The sequence below is a fragment of the Nocardiopsis sp. L17-MgMaSL7 genome, from assembly GCF_003182025.1.
Lineage (GTDB): Bacteria > Actinomycetota > Actinomycetes > Streptosporangiales > Streptosporangiaceae > Nocardiopsis > Nocardiopsis prasina.
On the sequence record NZ_QGTF01000012.1, the window covers coordinates 151,960 to 169,710 of the forward strand.

Genomic DNA, 17,751 nt, shown 5'->3' on the forward strand with positions numbered 1-17,751 from the left:
CCCGGGCAGGCGCGCGGCGGTGGACCGGTGGCGGGTGCGGCGTGGTGTTCCCGGCGGAGTCCGGGCGAGCAGCGTCCGGAAGGCTGGGGCGTCCCTGGGCGAAGGCGGGCACGGCCCCGACGAGGTCGGCCGGGCGTCAGGGGGTCGGCGGGTTCGGCGGGTTCGGAGGCGGCGGTACGCGAGCGCGGTCCGTCCCCTCTCCGATAACCTGCGGCGGGAATCGACGAAGGGATCGAAATGGACCAGGTCCAGGACCTACCCGAACGCAGTCGCGAGGTGACGCGGGCGCTCGACTCGCTGGGAGCAAGCGGCCGGGTGCGCGCGCTGCCCGCCTCCACCCGGACCGCCGCCGAGGCGGCCGAGGCCCTGGGGTGCGAGGTCGGAGCGATCGCCAACAGCCTGGTGTTCATGGCCGACGGCGCGCCCCTGCTGGTGATGACCAGCGGCCGGCACAAGGTGGACGTCGCCCTCCTGGCCGAACGCCTGGGCCGGACGAAGATCAAACGCGCCACCCCGGAGCAGGTCCGGGAGGCCACCGGCCAGGCCATCGGTGGGGTGGCGCCGATCGGCCACCCCTCCCCCGTGGAGACCGTGGTGGACCCCGCCCTGGCGGACTACCCCCAGCTGTGGGCGGCGGGCGGCACCCCCAACACCATCTTCCCCACCGACCACGCCGAACTGCTCCGCATCACCGGCGGCACCTCCGTCGAGGTCAACTGACACCGCCCCGTGGGCCGGGCCGCGGGGCCGGTCCGGCCGCGCGTCGGAGCGGCCCCGAGTCGGAGCGGCCGCGCGTCAGGCGGTGGGCGCGCGTCGCCGCCGATGGATCACTCTGCTGGCGCCCCAGGCCAGGAGACCGCACACCGCACCCACCAGGGTCCCCGTGACGACGCTGCTCAGCGCCGCGAAACCGCGTGTGACCATCGCGTGGGCAACGGGCGGGAGCTCGCTGAGGTTGCCGCCGAGGGTCGGCGGATCGCCGTCCCAGGCCGTGGTCCACAGGATCTGGTGGCCGACCATCAGGAACAACCCGTACACGACCCCCACCACCAGGAGCGTCAGGAACGGGTTCGGGACCCGGCGCCACAGCACCACGGCGATCCACACGAGCGGCGGGACGAACACGAACACCGCGTTGACGAGGGTGCCCTCCTGGATGATCCCGAGGTCGTGCAGCACCACCCGGGGCGCGGCGAGCAGGGCCAGGAGGACGACGGCGAGGAACGGGAGCCCCGGACGCTTTCGGCGGGGCGGGGTGGGGTTGTCTGCTGGGTTCATGCCCCCATGCTGGGTAACCGGGACTCCGCGCGCGTCCGCCCCAGGTATCGACCACCTACGCCAGGGAGCGTCACCTCTCCCCCGCCCTGCCTCGCGCACCCTCACCACAGGACCTCCCCCGCGCGTCCGTGTACGGTACGGTCGCCCTGAGCCCCGGGCCCTCGGGCCCGCCCTGGGAAGGACACCCCCGCATGACCAGAACCGGCTGGATCGTGACCGCGATCAGTACCGTGGTCGCCCTGATCGTCGGGTTCGGCGCCGGATGGTGGGTCCAGGGGTCGTCGTCGGCGGAACCGGACCCGACCCCGCCCTCCGCCCGGAGCACCCACCCCGACGACGTGGAGGAGCGGCCCGAGGACGGGTTCGAGGCGGTCGTCGTCGACCTGGACCAGACCCACGACTTCGGTGACGGGTTCTCCATCGGGCTGAGCGGGTTCGAGCGCCGTGTCGAGGAGGGCGGGGTCGACCCGGCCACCGGCGGGGAGGGCGACCTGCCCTACCTGTCGTGGACGGTGGAGGTCGTCAACGAGGGGTCCGAGACCGTGCTGTCCGGTCTGGTGACCAGGTCGTGCTCGGTGGGCGACCCGCTCCGCGAGTCAGGTTCCCCGGTGCTGGGCGACAGCGTGAACCCGCCGGAGAGTCTGGCCCCGGGCCAGTCCGGCGCCTGGGACGAGGACTGCTGGGCCGACGAGGACGACCACCAGGTCCAGTACACGGTCGAGTTCCACGACCAGGACTTCGTCCCCCTGTACCCGCCGGTCACCTTCGCGGGATCCGTCGACTGAGACCGGCGGGTCGTGTCCTACCCGGTGAACAGGGCCGCCGCCTGGATCGCGGTCCGCACCACCCCGTAACCCAGCGCGATGATGACGACCGCCCACAGGAAGAGTGCGGCGGCCTTCGACGCCCGGTCACGTGTGCTCTGTTCCATCGGATCCTCCTTCACCGACCCCGACGGGGCCCCTCGGTCTGCACTGTGGTCCACGGCCCCGCGGCCGTCGGCGCTCACACGCGCGCCCGGGACGGGTCGGCGTCCTGCGGCGTCGCCTCGGGGGCGGCCTTGGGCAGGGGGCGCACCAGAGCGTTGGCCACGAAACCGACCACCATCACGCCCACCATCAGGTAGAGCGAGAAGGTGTAGAGGTCGGCACCGGAGCGGCCCGCCGCCAGCTGCTGGTCGGCGATCACGTTGACGATCAGCGGCCCGGCGATTCCGGCGCACGACCAGGCCGTGAGCAGGCGGCCGTGGATGGCACCGACGTTGAAGGAGCCGAACAGGTCCTTGAGGTAGGCGGGGATGGTCGCGAAACCGCCGCCGTAGAAGGACAGGATGATTCCGGTGACCGCCACGAAGAGCACCACCGAACTGGTCCCCGCCACGGCGATCAGCACGTAGAGCAGACTGCCGAGTCCGAGGTACCCGATGTAGGTGCGCTTGCGGCCGAGCAGGTCCGACGTGGACGACCACACGAAGCGCCCGAGCATGTTGCACAGGGACAGGAAACCGACGTAGCCCGCGGCCTCGGCGGGTCCGACCCCGGTGAAGAAGTCCTGGACCATCGGCGCTGCCTGTTCGAGGATGCCGATCCCCGCGGTGACGTTGCAGAACAGCACGATCCACAGCAGCCAGAACTGGCGGGTGCGGAAGGCCCGTTCGACGCTGACGCCCTCGGTGGCGGGGTCCACGGCGGGTGTGCCAGGGGACTCCGTCGGCGGCTGCCATCCGTCCGGGCGCCACCCGGGCGCCGGGACCTTGACCGTCATCGCGCCGAGCATCATGGCGACGAAGTAGACGGCGCCGAGGATGAGGAACGCGGGGACGATGGCGTCGGCGGGGGTGTCGCCGAAGCGGTCCAGGAGCGCGGCGGACAGCGGCGAGGCGATCAGCGCGCCGCCGCCGAAGCCCATGATGGCCAGACCGGTGGCCATGCCGGGCCGGTCCGGGAACCACTTGATCAGGGTGGACACCGGGGAGATGTACCCGATACCGAGGCCGATCCCGCCCACCACGCCGTAGCCGAGGTAGAGCAGCCACAGCTGGCCGGTGGCCACTCCGAGGGCGCCGATCAGGAAGCCGGTGCCCCAGCACAGTCCGGAGACGAACATCGCCTTGCGTGGACCGTTGCGCTCCACCCACTTGCCGCCGAAGGCCGCCGAGAGGCCCAGCATCACGATGGAGATGCTGAAGACCACGCCGATCGCTGTCAGCGTGGTGTCGAAGCGTTCGACCAACGGGGTCTTGAACACGCTGAAGGCGTACACCTGGCCGATGGACAGGTGTACGGCGAGCGCGGCGGGTGGGATGAACCAGCGGCTGTATCCGGGCGGCGCGACACTCTTGTCACGATCGAGAAACGACAGCACTACTCATCCTCATGATTGATTTCCGACCGGAATGCGCTTCCGCTTTCCCGGGTATTCCGGGGAAGCGGCACAAGCATGCGCCATCGTCACACCTTGTGTGACGAGAATCAAATACACGTTCATTGTCGAACGATAGGTTCTGGTTATCGAGGGCCCGGAAGCGGGCCCTGGCGGGGCTCAGAGTGTGACTCCGGGAGCAAGCCCGGCCGGGTGGTGGTGGTCCAGCCGTGCCTGGAGGTCGGCGACGGCCACGGTGTCCAGGAGGGCGCGGGCCAGCACGGGTTCGGGGTCCCGGTCGGCGACGACCAGGCCGATCTGCTTGCTGACCTCGGGTTCCACGAGGGGGATGGCGCGCATGCCGTCCGGAACCGCGTGGAGGGACAACCAGGCGTGCGGCATGACCGCTGACCAGCGGGTCTCGTTGACGTACGAACACAGCGCGCTCACCGAGTTGGTCTCGACCCTGGGCACCGCCTCGACGCCCGCCCGACGGAACGCCTGGTCGACGATGCGACGGTTCTGCATGTCCGGGGACAACAGGCACAGCGGTACCTCGGCGGCCTCGGCCCAGGTGATGGTCTCACGGCCGTTGAGCAGGCCCTGCTCGTCGGTGAGCAGGGCGTAACGCTCCCGGTAGACGGGCTGCTGGCGCACGTTCTCCAGGGGCTCGTTGTCGATGTAGGTCAGCCCGACGTCGATCTGGTAGTCGGCCAGGCCCCGCTCGATCTCCTTGGAGGTCATGGAGACCACCGACAGCGTCACCAGCGGGTGGAGCTCACAGAAGGCGCTGGTGATGAGGGAGATGGAGCTCAGGGTGGTGGGTATGGCCCCGATCCGCAGACGACCGCTCAGTCCCTCCCGCAGGCTCCGTACGTTCTCCACCAGGATGTCGTGTTCGGCCAGGACACGCTGGGCCCAGGCGACGATCCGCTCCCCCTCGTGGGTGAACCCGATGAACCGGTTGCTCCGTCTGACGATGGGGACGCGGAACTCGGCCTCGAGCTTGCGGATGGCTGCGGACAGCGCGGGCTGGGACACGTGGCACGCCTGGGCCGCACGGGCGAAATGCCGTTCCTTGGCCAGCGCTGTCAGGTACTTCAGCTGGCTCAGCAACATCGCGCAAGAATACATGCGCCAGACCCCCGGGAACAACAACACCCAAGTTCTTGATATCGTTCGGCCCATTCAGGGCCATAACTATTCGGGACCTCTGGACAGAGGGCGACTCGGTGAGAGAATTCGAACTGTGACACACCACGACTCGGACATGCCCGACCCCGCCCAGGACGCGCCGGAGGTCGGGCCTCCCAAGGAGAGTGCGGCGGGCATCCCCGCGGTGCTCAACAGCGTGCGCCATGTGAACGACCAGGCGGGCGTGCTGCGCGGGCTGCCCGCGATGCTCGCCGTCAACCAGAAGAAGGGCTTCGACTGCCCCGGCTGTGCCTGGCCGGAGCCGGGCAAGCGCCACCGCGCGGAGTTCTGCGAGAACGGCGCGAAGGCGGTCGCTGAGGAGGCCACCCGCCGCACCGTCGGCCCGGACTTCTTCGCGCGGCACCCCGTCACGGACCTGTTCGAGCGCTCCGGGTACTGGTTGGGGCAGCAGGGCAGGCTGACCGAGCCGATGTACCTCGCGGAGGGCGCCACCCACTACGAACCCGTCTCCTGGGACCGCGCGCTGGACATGATCGCCGATGAGCTGCGCGGGCTGGACACGCCCGACGGCGCGGTGTTCTACACCTCGGGCCGCACCAGCAACGAGGCGGCCTTCGCGTACCAGCTGTTCGCACGCCAGCTCGGCACCAACAACATGCCCGACTGCTCGAACATGTGCCACGAGTCGTCCGGCTCCGCGCTCACCGAGACGCTGGGAGTGGGCAAGGGCAGCGTGTCCCTGGAGGACATGTACGAGGCCGACCTCATCATCGTGGCCGGTCAGAACCCGGGCACCAACCACCCCCGGATGCTGTCCGCGCTGGAGAAGGCCAAGCGGCGCGGTACGCGGATCGTCACGGTGAACCCGCTGCCCGAGGCGGGCATGAAGGCGTTCCGCAACCCGCAGTACGCCCGGGGCCTGGTGGGGCGCGGGACCGAACTGACCGACCTGTTCGCACAGATCAGGGTGGGCGGAGACCTCGCGCTGTTCTCGGCGGTCAACCGGCTCCTGCTGGAGGCCGACCAGCGCGGGGAGAAGGTCCTGGACCACGGGTTCGTGAACTCGTTCACGCACGGGTTCGAGGAGTTCGCCGAGGCGCTGCTGGCCGAGCCTGAGGACGAGTTCTGGGCCCGGACCGAACGCGACACCGGGCTGTCCCGCTCGCTGATCGAGGAGCTCACCGCGATGGTGGTCGCCTCGGAGCGGATCGTGGTGTGCTGGGCGATGGGGCTGACCCAGCACAAGCACTCGGTGCCGACCATCCGCGAGGTGGTCAACTTCCTGCTGCTGCGCGGCAACGTGGGACGTCCGGGCGCGGGTGTGTGCCCGGTGCGCGGCCACTCCAACGTGCAGGGCGACCGCACGATGGGCATCTTCGAGCGGCCCGCGGACTCCTTCCTGGACGCGCTGGGCGCGGAGTTCGGGATCGAACCGCCGCGCGAACACGGGCACGACACGGTGAACGCGATCCGGGCGATGGCGCGCGGTGAGGTGGGCGTGTTCTTCGCCATGGGCGGCAACTTCGTGGCAGCCTCCCCGGACACCGAGGTGACCGAGGAAGCGATGCGTCAGGTGGGGCTGACGGTCCACGTCTCCACCAAGTTGAACCGTTCGCACGTGGTGACCGGCACCCGCGCCCTCATCCTGCCCGCCCTGGCCCGCAGCGACCGCGACCAGCGCGGCGGGGATCAGCGGTGGGTGACGGTGGAGGACTCGATGGGCCTGGTGCACGCCTCCCACGGGGTGCTCGCGCCGCTGTCGGAGGGGATGCGCTCGGAGGTGGACATCGTCCTCGAACTGGGCCGGAGGATGTTCGGGAACGCCCCGGTGGACTGGGAGGCGATGGCCGACTACGACCGCGTGCGCGACCACGTGGCCCGGGTCGTGCCGGGGTTCGAGGACTTCAACGCCAAGGCGCGACGGCGCGGAGGGTTCGCCCTGCCGCACGCTCCCCGCGACGACCGGAAGTTCCCGACCGCCACGGGCCTGGCCAACTTCACGGCCAACGGCACGTACGCGCCCGAGGTCCCCGAGGGGCGGCTGCTGTTGCAGACGCTGCGCTCGCACGACCAGTACAACACCACCATCTACGGGCTGGACGACCGCTACCGCGGCATCAAGGACGGCCGAAGGGTCGTTCTGGTCAACGCTGAGGACGCCGCCGAGCTGGGGCTGGCGGACGGGGCGTACACGGACCTGGTGGGTGAGTGGTCGGACGGCCGTGAGCGCCGGGCACCGCACTTCCGGGTGGTGCACTACCCCACCGCCCGTGGCAGCGCGGCCGCGTACTACCCGGAGACCAACGTGCTGGTGCCGCTGGACTCCACCGCGGACGTGAGCAACACGCCCACGTCGAAGTCGGTGGTGGTGCGCTTCGAGCCGTCCTCCCAGGCCAGCTGAGCCGGGCGACCGTCCCGCCCCGGTTGTCGGAGGGTCCCCGGGTATCCGTACTCGGGGGCCCTCCGCGCCGGTTCCGCACCCCTGTCGCGCCCCGGCACAGGGGAGCTCCGTGCACCGCCTCCTCGTCTTCGGGGCGTCCGGTCACTGACCCCCGTAACGGCGCCACGGGAGGCGGGCCCGGACCCGCCAGCGGGGTCGCCAGCGCAGCCACGGCAGCCACGGTTCACCGGGCGGGTGCGGGACGGTGGGGTCCTCCAGTTCTCCAAGGAGGACGTCCTCGACCTCCTCGAACCTGATCCCGGCGAACACCATGATGTCGGTGGCGACCATCTCCACTGCGAGGTGGGTGGCGTGGGTGACCGGGTCGTCCTCGGGCAGACCGGCTCCGTAGGCGCGCGCGGCCGTCAGCGCCTGTTCCACCGCCTGTTCCCGGGCCTCGCGACTGCTGAGGTCGTCGGCCAGGATGGTGAGCACCTCGGCCATGTCGGTCACGATCGGCGCCAGCTCCCGCTGTTCCTCCACCCCCATGGCCGTGGTGGTCCGGGACAGGAACAGGCAGCTCTCGCCGAGCAGGATCAGCCGCTCGATGACCTCGTCCTCCTCCAGCACGGGCTTCGGATCGCCCCAGCGGATGGTGGAGAGCCGGATCGTGGACCTGCTGCTCTCGCGTGCGCGGCTGAGTTCGGCCATGGGTCGGCTCAGGTCCCCGAGCCGGTTGACCACCTGCTCGCTGGAGGTCTCACCGTGCTCGAGGGAGCGGCCGACCAGGGCGAGCATGCTGGCCATCTCGTTGAGCGCGTCCTCCTCGATCCGTCGGAGCATGGCCACGAGCCGGGCCGGGAAGAACAGCTGGCTGAAGGCGAGCGCCACACCCGCACCGATCAGCGCGTCCACCAGGCGGTCGATGCCGGGGCTGGCGCCGCCGACGAAGATCGTGGTGAGGATGGCGCTGGCGGCGGCCTGGCCGATGATGATCCGTTCGGCGTTGATCGCGGCCGCGACCGTCATGGCGCACGCGGTGGCCAGCACCATGGCCACCTCGTTGAAGTCGGTGATCAGCAGGCTGAGCTCGCCCGCGAGGATGCCGATGAACACGCCCATGAGCAGGCGCAGGGCCTGGGCGCCGCGTTCTCCCCCGGCCGCGTTCAGCGCGATCACCGCGGCGATGGGCGCGAAGAAGGGCCGGTGGTCCTGGACGAGGCCACCCGCGATGGTCCAGGCCAGGGTGGCGGCGATGACCGCCAGCACGATCAGGGCGGAGTTGGCGGACAGGCGTGCGCGGACCTCCGCCGTCACGGCCCGGATCCGGCTCCGCGGGGTGTGGCCCTCAGGGGGCTGCTCTCCCATGTTCTCCTCACCGACGAAGGGACACACCTTCGGGGGTGGGGGGCCGCCGGTTCCATTGATACCGGCAGGAAGGGGAGAAGTGTGGGTACCGTGCCCGGTGTTTCGCGCCGAGGTGGGCCCGGCCCGCCCAGCCGAGCGGGGGCGCCCGTACTGTGACGCCATGCCGACGATCTACCTGATCCGCCACGGTAAGGCCTCCCCTGAGGCGGCGGACTACGACGAACTGAGCCCCATCGGACACGAACAGGCCCGCCTGGTGGGGGCCGAGTTGGCCCGGCGCGACCTGGACCTCGGCCCCGTGGTGAGCGGGACCCTGCTCCGCCAGCGCGGGACCGCCGTCACCGCCCTCGACGTCGAGCCCGTGACGGACCCGCGGTGGAACGAGTACGACCACCTGCGGCTGCTGGCCCTCCACCCGATCGGAGCGGGCACGCTCCAGGAGCGGCTGGACGCCTCCCTGCACGCGTGGACCTCGTCGGGTGCGACGGGAGAGGGTTCGTGGAACGCGTTCCGGGACGGTGTGCGAGCGGCACTGGACGAGCTCGCGGCCTCCCTGGAGAGAGGACGGACAGCGCTGGTGTTCACCTCGGCGGGGGTGGTCGCGGCGGCCTGTGCGTCCCTGTTGAACGCCCCCGATCCGGTGTTCGTGGCGATGAACCGGGTGGTGGTCAACGGATCGGTGACCAAGCTGGTGCACGGGCGCGGCGGGACCCGGCTGCTCTCCTTCAACGACCACGCCCACCTGGAGCGCGGCGACCCGGAACTGATGACCTTCCGCTGAGCGGCGCCTGTTCGGACCCGCCTCATACCGACCGGTCGGTTCTGTGTTCCGCGCAGGCGGCCGGAACCGGCCGCCCCCAGCGCCGCTGGCTCGCGCGCCCCGGTGGAGCCGGGGCGCCCCGCCACGAGTGCGCGATGCGGTAGGAGCGAACTCGGCCAAGCCCCCGCGCGGGCAGCCCGAAGCAGACCGCGCGCCCGTGTGCGAGGCCGGGTCGAGCAGGGCATTCTGGAGGGCATGACCGAACACCCCGCCTCCGACTCCGTCCCCATTCCGGGCTCCGTCCCCCTCCCCGGTTTCGGCCCCGTACCACGGGTCCAGCCCGCGCCGGAGACCGAGCCCGTCCCGGGTTCCGTCCCGCTTCCGGGGTTCGGCCCCGCGCCCGAGGTCCGCTCCTCCGAGGCCACCGGACCCACTCAGGAGGCCGGTCCGGGGCCGGAGACCGGCCCCTCCCCCGAGGTCGAGCACCTGGCCGCCACCCTGCGTCGGCGCCGGTCCGAACTGGCCGACGCCAAGGCGGCCCGGATCGGCGACGGCAGCATCGTCCACGAACTGACCACCCGGGTCTGGGTGGGAGTGGAGATCCCGGCGGTGGTGTGCGCGGCCGCCGACGACCCCATGCGGCTGCGCCCGTCCACCCACCCGGTGAACTGTCTGCGGTGCAGGTCGAGGCGGTCCGGCTCCGGCGGTGAACAGGTCCCCGGCCAGGAACTGCTGTGGGGCTGAACCGGTCGGGGGCTCAGGCCCCCGGCTGGGCCGCCCGTTCCGCCGCGCGGGACAGGACCGCGCGCAGGCCGAGTTCGTAGCCGAGGACCCCGCAGCCCGCCACGTATCCGGCGGCGACCGGCGCGGTGACGGAGGTGTGGCGGAACTCCTCACGGGCGTAGATGTTGGAGATGTGCACCTCGACCACGGGTGCCTCGATCGCGTCCACGGCGTCGCGCAGGGCGATGCTGTAGTGGGCGTAGGCGCCGGGGTTCATCACCACGCCCGCGTAGTGCCGCGCCGCGTGCACGTGGTCGACCATGCCGCCCTCACTGTTGGTCTGCGCGCAGACGACCTCCACACCCAGTTCCTTCCCGAGGGCGGTCACCCGCCCTTCGATCTCGGCGAGGGTGACGGTTCCGTACTGCTCGGGGTCACGGGTGCCCAGCAGGTTGAGGTTGGGGCCGTTCAGCAACAGCACGGTGGGCGTGTTCTCGGACATGCTCGGATCCCTGGCTTCGTCTCTGGATGGTGGGACCAGCGTAGACCCGCGGTGGTCCCGGCCACCAAGGGCCGATACCATACCGACCAGTCGGTCAATCACTCTGGGAGGCAACCCGTGGCGTCCACCCTGCTGTCCAGGCGCGACCTACACTTCCTGCTCTACGAATGGCTCGACACCGAGGCGCTCACCCGGCGCCCCCGCTATGCCGACCACTCGAGGCAGACCCTCGACGGCGCCCTCGACCTGGCCGAACGCGTGGCCACCGACCACTTCGCTCCGCACAACAAGACCAACGACGCCCACGAACCCAGCTTCGACGGCGAACGCGTGCACGTCATCCCCGAGGTCGGCCGGGCCCTGAGCGTCCACGCCGAGACCGGCCTGTCCTCCCTCGCGATGGACGCCTCCGTGGGCGGCGGCCAGATTCCCCGGGTGGTCTCCAGCGCCTGCGACGCCTACTTCCAGGCCGCCAACCCGGGCACAGCCGCCTACTCCTTCCTCACCTCGGGCAACGCCTCCCTCCTGATGGCGCACGGCTCCCCCGAACAGATCGACACGTTCGTGCGGCCCATGGTCGAGGGCCGCTTCACGGGCACGATGTGCCTCTCCGAACCGCACGCGGGCAGCTCCCTGGCCGACATCACCACCCGGGCGGAGCCCGCCGGGAACGGGACATACCGGCTCTTCGGCAACAAGATGTGGATCTCCGCGGGCGACCACGAGCTGACCGAGAACATCGTCCACCTGGTCCTGGCCAAGATCCCGGGCGGGCCGCCCGGCGTCAAGGGCATCTCGCTGTTCGTGGTGCCCAAGTACCTCGTCGACGGACAGGGCGAACGCAACGACGTCGTCACCGCGGGCCTCAACCACAAGATGGGTTACCGGGGCACCGTCAACGCGCTCCTCAACTTCGGCGAGGGCAGGCACACCCCGGGCGGCGCGCCCGGCGCGGTCGGCTACCTCGTCGGAGAGCCACACCAGGGTCTTCGGCAGATGTTCCACATGATGAACCACGCCCGGATCGGAGTGGGGGCCGGAGCCATGGCGGCCGGTTACACCGGCTACCTGAAGTCACTCGGCTACGCCCGCGAACGGCTCCAGGGCCGCCTCCTCGGCGCGAAGGACCCCGGACAACCCCAGGTGCCGATCATCGAGCACACCGACGTGCGCCGCATGCTCCTGGCGCAGAAGAGCTACGTGGAGGGGGCTCTGGCCCTGGTCCTGTACTGCGCCCGGCTCGTGGACGAGGAGGCCAGCGCAGAGCCGGAGTCGGCCGAGCGGGCGCACCTGCTCCTGGACGTGCTGACCCCCATCGTGAAGAGCTGGCCCTCGCAGTGGTGCCTGGAGGCCAACAGCCTCGCCATCCAGGTGCACGGCGGGTACGGGTACACGCGCGAGTACGACGTGGAGCAGCATTACCGGGACAACCGGCTCAACGCCATCCACGAGGGCACGCACGGCGTCCAGGCGCTCGACCTACTGGGCCGCAAGGCCGTCCTGGACGCCGGGTCCCGGTTGTCACTCCTGTTGGAGACCGCCCGTGCCACCGTGAATCGCGCCCGCACCCTGGGCGGCGCCCCGGCCGAGTACGCGGAACTCCTGTCAGCGGCCTTGGACCGCACGGCCGAGGCCACCGCCGCCGCCTGGTCCGACGGGGATCCGGCAGCGGCCCTGGCCAACGCCACCCCCTACCTGGAAGCGGTCGGCCACGTGGTGGTGGCGTGGATGTGGCTGGAGCAGCTCATCGCGGCTCACGGCAAGGAGGGCACCTTCTACGAGGGCAAGCGGGCCGCCGCCGCGTACTTCTTCCGCCACGAACTACCCCGCACCGAGGCCTGGTTCTCCCTGGTCGCCTCCCGTGACCGCACCGTACTGGACACTTCCCCGGACGTTCTGTAGGCGTCCGGTATCCGGGACCTCCAGCACGAACACGTGGCCGATGTCGGCTTCCTCGTATCCGTAGTCGGCATTGGCCACCCGCATGCGTTCCGGAGTGACCTCCACGATCCGAACCGTCACCGGCTCCGCGCGCTCCGGCAGGGTCAGGAGCCAGGGCTCGGCCAGACAGGCCAACCCCAAGGCATCCAGGACAGCCCGGGCCTCAGGATCCGGAACCGGGCCCCCGACAGGGTGGCCGAACGCATTCACCGGCACGAACCCCTCACCCTCCGGTCTCAGATACCCGAGTACCTCCCCGTCCTCCCTTCGATGAGCCGTCCAGTGCGCGGGGATCACGAGCTCTCCCCCAGACGGTGCTCGGCGAAGACCTCCATGGCCTCGCGCTGGTAGTCGGCCAGCCCTGGGGCGACGCGCTCGTACACCTCACGCCAAGAACCGTCCTCCGCGTAGACCCTCCCCAGGTGAGCGAAGGCCTCCGCGTCCGGGGTCCACATCAGGCAGATCTGCCGGTAGTGCCACTCGACCTCGGCCTGCACCGGCGCGGCCCCCACCGGGGTGCCCGCTCTGAGGAAAGCGGCCATCCGGCCCATGCCCTCGGCCGCCTCCGCGCGCATCCGCTCGGCCTCGGCGGGAGTCATGGCATCCCCCGCCTCCCGAGCCCGTTCCCACTGCTCCGGCCACTCCTCACGTGCCCGCTCGGAGTAGTGGGCGGTGTCGAAGCCCTCGAAGAGCTCCTCCGGTCTGCTGGTCACGTCGTTTCCCTCCAGGGTGTCGACCGTGCGGCGCACGGTGTCGACGAGGACACTGAGACGGTCCCGTTCGGCTTCGAGGTCATGCAGGTGCTGCCGCAGCGCCGCCGCCTCATCCTGTTCGGAGTCCAGGACGCGGCGGATGTCCGCCAGCCCCAGCCCGAGCTCGCGCATGACCAGGATGCGTTGCAGCCCGCGTAGCTCACGTTCGCCGTACCTGCGCAACCCGCCCGCCCCGGTGCTCTCCGGGGGCAGCAGGCCCACGTGGTGGTAGTGACGCAGCGTCCGGGAGGTCACCCCGCTCATCCGGCAGACCTCACCCATCGACCACGACATCCCGTCTCCCCTCGTCAGACCGGACCTTCCGGCCCCAGAAACGACGCTAGGCGTTGACGCAACGTCAACCGCAACCGGCCACCATCCTCGTCACGATCGTCATTCTCAATCCGGTTCATCGAACGCCCTCGCAGCCCGACTGGCCCCGGTCTCCACCCGACTCATCTCCGGCACACGAAGTCTGGGAGTAACCAGTGGAAATATGACATTCTGCAACGCTTTCACCCTACTGCTACACAAAAATGGTCGTCGAATCGCCTATCCACCAGCAATCCAATGACCTCTTGTGGCCAATCCCAGCAGAGCTTCGTCGCCGGATGGTACCTAGGTACAGCCCTTTCTTCCCCCAGCATTCGGAGGTTTCCGTGGCCGCACGCAACTTCAAGGGCCAATACTCAGACTGGCCGTGGACCGCCGCCATCATCATCTGCCTGGTGATCCTGGCAGCCGCTCTCAACCGCTGACGAGGAGGCACGGATGACCACCCCCGGAGTGTGTCCGTACTGCGAGCGCCGGATAGGCGCGCGGGCCGACGGCCGCCGAAAGAAGCACTACATCAACGAGACGAGCGCCTGGGCGCTGCTCTCCTACGCACTGTTGGAATGCCGAGGATCCTCCGACCAAGGAGCCGTGCCGAACTACCGGACCATCAGCGAGTCCAAGAAACGGCGTGGAGGAAAAATGCGCTGCCTGGCCTGCGATAAGTGGGTTCCCCAGACCTCCACGTTTCGCCCGGCGAAGCATGCCCATGATGGTAGGCCGTGCAAGGGGTGGCGCGATAACCAACACTGAAGTCGCGACCTTTACGTCGTAGATTCGTTGAGTTGCAGAGGAATCTTCTCTCACCCCGTGCTGAGTTGGCACGGGGCGGTTTTCGTCGTCGGGCTCCGCGGGATTCGTTCCAGGCCGTCCCGCCGCCCTTCCTAGGACAGCGGTCCATCCCCGCGTGCGCGGGGCTCACGCGAAAGCGGGAATGGTCGCCGCCCGAGGAATCGGTCCATCCCCGCGTGCGCGGGGCTCACGAGATGGACCCGCGCCACCTGGGCGTGTACGTCGGTCCATCCCCGCGTGCGCGGGGCTCACACTTAACGACCTGCGGCAACGCGAGCCGTCATCTTCGCTTGATCATCGCACCGGCGTCCTCTGGCACACATCCTGACACACATCGACACGGCCGAACCAGCTCCCCGATCGCTGAGGGCTCAGATGGCCTCGCGGCGTTGCAGATAGCTGAAGGCAGCCCAGCCGGGCAGGACCGGGAACCAGAAGGTGAGCACCCGGAACAGCAGGACAGCGGGCAGGGCCACGTCGGCGGGCATCGCGGTGAGCGTGGTGAGCCCGCCGATCAGCGCGGCCTCGACCGCACCGAGGCCGCCCGGGGTGGGGGCGGCCGAACCGATGGCGTTTCCAGCGAGGAAGACCACGGCCACCGCGACCAGGCTCACCTCCACTCCGGGCCCGGCGAAGGCCAGGACCGAGAAGTGCAGGCACAGCACGAAGGCCACGGTCAGCAGCAGAGTTCCGCCCACGCCGAGGACGAGACTGGCCGGACGTTGGAACAGGTCCAGGAGTTGAGGCAGGGTCCCGGTGAGGTAGGGGCGCAGACGCGATCCGACAGCTCGGCGCAGCCGGGGGTGCAGCAGCACGGTGCCCACGCTGACGGTCGCGATGATGGCGATGACGGTCACGGTAGGCGAGGGGCTGAAGCCCGTCCAGTACGAGGTCCCGGTCAGGTACGCGCACACCAGGAGCAGCGGCACGTGGACCAGGAAGCCCACGAGCTGGGTGAGGCCCACGGCGGACAGGGACAGTGAGGTGGGCACCCCGGACTTGATCACGTACCGGCTGTTGATCGCGATCGAGCCCAGTCCGGCCGGGGCGGCGATGCGCACGAAGGACGCCGCGTACTGCACCAGGACGGTGCGCCACCAGGGCAGGGGTGCCGGGACGAAGCCGATCAGCACCATGGCGGCGGCGACCATGCAGGTGGTGGCCATGGCCAGGGCCGCCAGGGTCCATCCCGGGTCCGCGTAGCGGATGGTTCCGAGTTCCACCCCGGAGAGCTGGTAGACCAGCACGAGCCCGACCAGGGTGACCACCACGAAGCTGACGATGGTGCGCGGGCGCATCCGCTCCAGGCGGGCGGGTTCGGTGGGTGCCTCGGGGGAGACCGCCGCGATGTGGCGCCGCAGGTCCCCCATGAGCGAGCGGTCGGCTCGGCGCAGTGCGGCCCGGAGCGCGTGGGGCAGACCCGCGGGTTGCAGCATCGGGAGAATGGCGGCCGTGGCGGACACGCCCAGGGCCCGCACGGCCGAGGACACCGCGCGGTCGGCGCCCACGTGCAGCGCCAACAGGGTGACCATCGCTGCGGTGTCCAGGGCCGTGCGGATCTGCGGCGCGGCCACCGCGCCACGGTCGACCCCGGTGAGTGCGGCGGTGACGGGGTGTCTGGCCTCCGCGTGCCGGTCGAGCACCCCGACGGTGGTGCCGTTCAGGTTTCCGTGGGCCACGCGGCGTCGGTGCAGCAGGCTGAGCTGGCGCCAGAGGTCGTCGAGCAGGGAGTCGCTGATCCGTCCCGGCTCCAGGGTGTCGAGGCCCCGGATCCGGGAGCGTTCTCGGGCCAGGAGGATCCTGCCGGGGGTGAGTTCGCCCAGGGCCAGGACGCGGGGGGCGTCCACCCCGGCCTCACGGGCTGCGGCGCTCATGAGCGCGGCGTGTTCGGCGCGTCTGCGCGCACCGTAGAGCATCCGGGGGGCGACGGGGCCGCGCAGGAGGAGGAGGTCGCGCAGGCGCAGCCAGAACCCGCTGGTGTTCTCGGAGTTGAGGACGGAGAGCTCGATCTGGCGCCCGTCAGCGAGGTCGGCGAAGTAGAGGGCGTCACCTCCGCGGTCGGTTCCGGCGGGGGTGATGCGGTCCGCGGTCAGGTCGAAGCGGTGGAGCTCGGCGTGGATGCGGCCGGTTGCGGGTGGCGGCACGCTGGTGCCGACGGCGTAGCGGCTCAGCGCGGCGCAGGTGAGGCCGACGAGGATGGTGAACAGGACCGCGAGGATGCTGGTGACCCCGGCCATGACCGAGGTGGCGGCGATCGCGGCGTTGGTGCCCCACAGCAGGGTGCGCACGCGGGGCTGCCCGGTGGGCATGGTGCGGGCGAACGCGATTCCCGCCGCGACGTAGCCGAGGGTGGCGGCGGTGAGGACGTCGTCGGGCAGGCCGGGCAGCGGGGCCGCACTGTAGGTGGCGTCCTCCAGGACGGAGTTCACGTAGGACGTCATCGCGTAGGCCGCCACCGCCGCGACGATCGCCCGTGTCAGCTCCCGCAGCTCGGCGACGAACAGCGAGCGCAGGACGACGTAGACGAACAGGACAATGAGCAGCAGGTTGGCGCCGAGCGCGACGGCGAACAGCAGCCACGACGGGATCACCGCGCGGAGCTGGCTGGCGTCGTCGGTGGGCGCGCCGTCGGCGATGGCGTCGCTCACCAGGAGTAGGACCACGAAGACCAGGAACAGCCCGGCGATCCCGATGAGGAGGTCGACGGGGCTGCGTGGTGCCCTCGCGGCGGCACGGCCGGGGGTGGGGGCCGGTGTGTCGGTTGGGGTTGTTGTCACGAAAACTAGCCTGCCCGACCCATGAGGATTCGGTCGTCAGGGCCGAGGGTGTTTCGTCCTGCCCGTTCCGCATCGCGGCGCCGCCGGGAGTCTCCCGGCGGCGCCGTGGGGGTGGGTCGTTCTAGTCCGGGAGGGGGGCGAGCCCGCGCTGGTAGGCACGAACGAGGTTGCGGGGGACGCGGTACTCACGGCCGCTGATGTGGACGGTGACCAGGTCGGGGGTCCTGGCCTTCCACTGGGAGCGGCGCGTGCGGGTGTTGGACCGCGACATCCTGCGCTTGGGTACGGCCATGCGAGCGGTTCCTCTCTGTTCGGGAAGCCCTGGCGGGCAGTGGATCGGGGCGACGGGCTCGGTGCCGTCGCCCCGGTCGGGTCGCGGTTACTTGCGCTGGTAGCGGCGCTGGAAGCGCTCCACCCGGCCGGCGGTGTCCACCACGCGGGCGTTGCCGGTGTAGAAGGGGTGGCTGGCGCTGGAGATGTCGACGTCGATCACCGGGTAGGTGCGGCCGTCCTCCCATTCGACGGTCTTGTCGCTGCCGCGGGTGGACCGGGTGAGGAAGGCGTAGTCGGCCGCCTTGTCGCGGAAGACGACGTGCTGGTACGTGGGGTGGATGTTCTTCTGCATGTGG

At 70.3% G+C, this 17,751-nt stretch carries 16 protein-coding genes; 6 read left to right on the plus strand and 10 right to left on the minus strand.

The window, feature by feature from the left end; genetic code table 11:
• Positions 1 to 237: 237 nt before the first annotated feature.
• Complete coding sequence (locus BDW27_RS20790; RefSeq protein ID WP_017547064.1) at positions 238 to 720, plus strand: YbaK/EbsC family protein; 483 nt, start codon at positions 238 to 240, stop codon at positions 718 to 720.
• A 75-nt stretch (positions 721 to 795) separates the two neighbouring features.
• Here BDW27_RS20790 and BDW27_RS20795 read toward each other — a convergent pair whose 3' ends face one another.
• The gene (locus BDW27_RS20795) at positions 796 to 1,278 is read right to left on the minus strand and encodes a hypothetical protein (RefSeq protein WP_110051175.1); all 483 of its coding nucleotides are present in this window, start codon (positions 1,276 to 1,278) and stop codon (positions 796 to 798) included.
• Positions 1,279 to 1,469: 191 nt separating this feature from the next.
• On the opposite strand from BDW27_RS20795, the gene BDW27_RS20800 reads away from it, so the two are divergent.
• Positions 1,470 to 2,063 carry a hypothetical protein gene (locus BDW27_RS20800; protein WP_110051177.1) on the plus strand — a complete coding sequence of 198 codons (594 nt, stop codon included), beginning with the start codon at positions 1,470 to 1,472 and terminating at the stop codon, positions 2,061 to 2,063.
• 17 nt (positions 2,064 to 2,080) lie between these two features.
• Here the strand turns inward: BDW27_RS20800 and BDW27_RS28035 are convergent, their stop codons facing one another.
• The 3 genes from BDW27_RS28035 to BDW27_RS20810 all read right to left on the minus strand — a co-directional run bounded on the left by BDW27_RS28035 (position 2,081) and on the right by BDW27_RS20810 (position 4,758).
• Positions 2,081 to 2,209 carry a hypothetical protein gene (locus BDW27_RS28035; protein ID WP_255352590.1) on the minus strand — a complete coding sequence of 43 codons (129 nt, stop codon included), beginning with the start codon at positions 2,207 to 2,209 and terminating at the stop codon, positions 2,081 to 2,083.
• A gap of 74 nt (positions 2,210 to 2,283) precedes the next feature.
• The gene (locus tag BDW27_RS20805) at positions 2,284 to 3,642 is read right to left on the minus strand and encodes an OFA family MFS transporter (protein ID WP_110051179.1); all 1,359 of its coding nucleotides are present in this window, start codon (positions 3,640 to 3,642) and stop codon (positions 2,284 to 2,286) included.
• Positions 3,643 to 3,819: 177 nt separating this feature from the next.
• On the minus strand, positions 3,820 to 4,758 hold the full coding sequence (locus tag BDW27_RS20810; protein ID WP_017547060.1) for a LysR family transcriptional regulator: 939 nt from the start codon (positions 4,756 to 4,758) through the stop codon (positions 3,820 to 3,822).
• Positions 4,759 to 4,909: 151 nt separating this feature from the next.
• Here BDW27_RS20810 and BDW27_RS20815 point away from each other — a divergent pair, with 151 nt between their 5' ends.
• The gene (locus BDW27_RS20815) at positions 4,910 to 7,195 is read left to right on the plus strand and encodes an FdhF/YdeP family oxidoreductase (RefSeq protein ID WP_199560724.1); all 2,286 of its coding nucleotides are present in this window, start codon (positions 4,910 to 4,912) and stop codon (positions 7,193 to 7,195) included.
• A 141-nt stretch (positions 7,196 to 7,336) separates the two neighbouring features.
• Here BDW27_RS20815 and BDW27_RS20820 read toward each other — a convergent pair whose 3' ends face one another.
• Entirely contained in the window at positions 7,337 to 8,542 is a 1,206-nt protein-coding gene (locus BDW27_RS20820; protein WP_110051238.1) for an aromatic acid exporter family protein, read from the minus strand.
• A gap of 160 nt (positions 8,543 to 8,702) precedes the next feature.
• On the opposite strand from BDW27_RS20820, the gene BDW27_RS20825 reads away from it, so the two are divergent.
• On the plus strand, positions 8,703 to 9,323 hold the full coding sequence (locus BDW27_RS20825; RefSeq protein ID WP_110051180.1) for a histidine phosphatase family protein: 621 nt from the start codon (positions 8,703 to 8,705) through the stop codon (positions 9,321 to 9,323).
• A gap of 234 nt (positions 9,324 to 9,557) precedes the next feature.
• Complete coding sequence (locus BDW27_RS28180) at positions 9,558 to 10,046, plus strand: hypothetical protein (protein WP_370446539.1); 489 nt, start codon at positions 9,558 to 9,560, stop codon at positions 10,044 to 10,046.
• Positions 10,047 to 10,059: 13 nt separating this feature from the next.
• Here the strand turns inward: BDW27_RS28180 and aroQ are convergent, their stop codons facing one another.
• Positions 10,060 to 10,527, minus strand: coding sequence for a type II 3-dehydroquinate dehydratase (gene aroQ, locus BDW27_RS20835; protein ID WP_017547055.1), 468 nt, complete (start codon positions 10,525 to 10,527; stop codon positions 10,060 to 10,062).
• A gap of 117 nt (positions 10,528 to 10,644) precedes the next feature.
• On the opposite strand from aroQ, the gene BDW27_RS20840 reads away from it, so the two are divergent.
• Positions 10,645 to 12,429: an acyl-CoA dehydrogenase gene (locus BDW27_RS20840; protein WP_110051182.1), complete on the plus strand. Its 1,785-nt coding sequence runs from the start codon at positions 10,645 to 10,647 to the stop codon at positions 12,427 to 12,429.
• A 332-nt stretch (positions 12,430 to 12,761) separates the two neighbouring features.
• Here the strand turns inward: BDW27_RS20840 and BDW27_RS20850 are convergent, their stop codons facing one another.
• The 4 genes from BDW27_RS20850 to BDW27_RS20865 all read right to left on the minus strand — a co-directional run bounded on the left by BDW27_RS20850 (position 12,762) and on the right by BDW27_RS20865 (position 17,747).
• Positions 12,762 to 13,514, minus strand: a complete 753-nt coding sequence (locus BDW27_RS20850) for a MerR family transcriptional regulator (RefSeq protein WP_110051183.1) — start codon at positions 13,512 to 13,514, stop codon at positions 12,762 to 12,764.
• A gap of 1,202 nt (positions 13,515 to 14,716) precedes the next feature.
• Complete coding sequence (locus BDW27_RS20855; RefSeq protein WP_017547050.1) at positions 14,717 to 17,122, minus strand: lysylphosphatidylglycerol synthase transmembrane domain-containing protein; 2,406 nt, start codon at positions 17,120 to 17,122, stop codon at positions 14,717 to 14,719.
• Between the two features lie 121 nt (positions 17,123 to 17,243).
• Positions 17,244 to 17,414, minus strand: a complete 171-nt coding sequence (gene rpmF, locus BDW27_RS20860; RefSeq protein WP_110051185.1) for a 50S ribosomal protein L32 — start codon at positions 17,412 to 17,414, stop codon at positions 17,244 to 17,246.
• A gap of 87 nt (positions 17,415 to 17,501) precedes the next feature.
• Positions 17,502 to 17,747, minus strand: coding sequence for a type B 50S ribosomal protein L31 (locus BDW27_RS20865; RefSeq protein ID WP_017547048.1), 246 nt, complete (start codon positions 17,745 to 17,747; stop codon positions 17,502 to 17,504).
• Between the last annotated feature and the right edge of the window lie 4 nt (positions 17,748 to 17,751).